At 69.0% G+C, this 1,583-nt stretch carries 2 protein-coding genes; both read right to left on the reverse strand.

From position 1 onward, the window contains the following. The coding region (locus C100_RS31940) for a TrbG/VirB9 family P-type conjugative transfer protein (protein ID WP_024019085.1) at positions 1–684 on the reverse strand (684 nt) is incomplete at its 3' end. Further along, positions 681–1,364, reverse strand: coding sequence for a conjugal transfer protein TrbF (trbF, locus tag C100_RS31945; RefSeq protein ID WP_024019086.1), 684 nt, complete (start codon positions 1,362–1,364; stop codon positions 681–683). The genes trbF and C100_RS31940, both read right to left, overlap by 4 nt. Positions 1,365–1,583: the final 219 nt, after the last annotated feature.

A 1,583-nucleotide genomic window follows, 5' to 3' on the forward strand; every position in this document is an offset into this window, starting at 1 on the left:
GGCGCCCGCCGCCGCGTTGCGCGCCTGGAGCGCGATCAGCGCATCATGCGGATAGGTCCAGGAGACCGACGCCATATAGGTCGCCGCCGTCGCGCGCAGTTCCATGTGATAGGTGCGCCGGTCGGTGTTGATGACGAGATTCGTGGAAAGGTCCGGCCGGGTGGGCTTCACGAGGATATGCACGCGCGCCGATGGCCCGCTGCCACTGGTCGTGTCGCCAATGATCCAGCGCACGGTGTCACCGGCCGCCACCGGGCCGGCGCCCACGAGCTGCTCGCCCGGCTGAAGGGCAATGTCCGTAACCTGGCCGGGCGCGGCATAGACCTGATAGAGCGCGCCATCGGCCCAGGGATATTGCTGGATGGCGTTGAGAAAGCCATCGCGAACGGGCTCCATCCGGGCGGCGGCATTGGCCGCACCGACCCGCTGACGTGGATCGGCGGGCTCGGGTGGCGACGCATGTTCAGCCGGCGCCGGCTTCAACTGGCCGGGCAGCGGCAAGGGCTCGGGGATGGTCACGACCTCGACGGGCTTGCGCGTTCCGGGCGCGAGCGTCGCCGCGATCTCGGTCGGCGGGTTGTCATAGGCGATGGCCGGCGGCTTGACCGATGAGGTGGCGCAGCCGGCCAAGGCCGAGGTGGATACGAGCAGGACCGCCGGGGCGGAACGACGAAATCGCGTCATTGCGACAGCTCCTTTGACCAATTGAAGGCGTTGACGAAAATGCCGAGCGGGTTCTTGCGCAGGCCCTCGGGGGTGCGCGGCGGCTGCACGACGATGGTGAGAATGGCCGACCAGTGCTCGGTGGCGGCGAGACTGCCGTCCTGATAGCGGCGTTCGATCCAGGCGACCCGGAAGCTGTCGGGTGAAGCGCGGATGACGCTTGAGACCTCCACGGCGACCTGGACCTTGCCTACAGCCAAGAACGGGTCGTTGGTGCGGGCGTAGTCGTTGAGCGCGAGCGCGCCCTTGTCGGTGGTGAAGTCGTAGGCTCTGAGCCAGTTCTGGCGGACGATGACGGGATCGGCCGGGATCGAGCGGACATTCTCGATGAAGCGCGCGAGATGGAACGCGATCTGCGGATCGGTAGGCCGGTAGCCGGCCTCGGCTGGCGCGACCGCCTGCGCTTCGCCCAGCCGGTCGACCTGAACCACCCAGGGGACGATATGGCCGCGCGCCGATTGCCAGATCAGGCCGCCGGTCAAGCCGAGGTTCAAGGCCGTCGCGCAGAAGAAGGCGAGCCGCCAGTTCTTCCCCTGCACGACCGGCTCGCCGATGCGGCGATCCCATTCCTGCCGGGCGGCCTGATAGGGCGTGACGGGTTCGGGAGTCTGCGCAAAGCGGATCGAAGGGCGTCGGAACATCTAGTCTTTCTCCCGGATGTCGGGACCCCCGCCGCCGCCGTGGCTGTCGCCAGCCTTGAGCGTATGTGCGGCAAGGGTCGCGTTGTGGGTCATGGATTGGCGGCGCTTCATCGCGGCCGCCCAGGCGGGCGGCGCGGGAGGGCCGGACGCGGAAGCGCCAGCGGCCGCGGCGGCGGGTGCGGACCCGCCGGCGATCGTGCCGCCCGGTGCGGTGAAGCC

This window comes from Sphingobium sp. C100 (assembly GCF_000508185.1).
Classification (GTDB): domain Bacteria; phylum Pseudomonadota; class Alphaproteobacteria; order Sphingomonadales; family Sphingomonadaceae; genus Sphingobium.

What these genes read in the sequence shown, in the direction of transcription:
- trbF (WP_024019086.1), bottom strand. Translation starts at nt 1,364, where the DNA reads ATGTTCCGACGCCCTTCGATCCGCTTTGCGCAGACTCCCGAACCCGTC.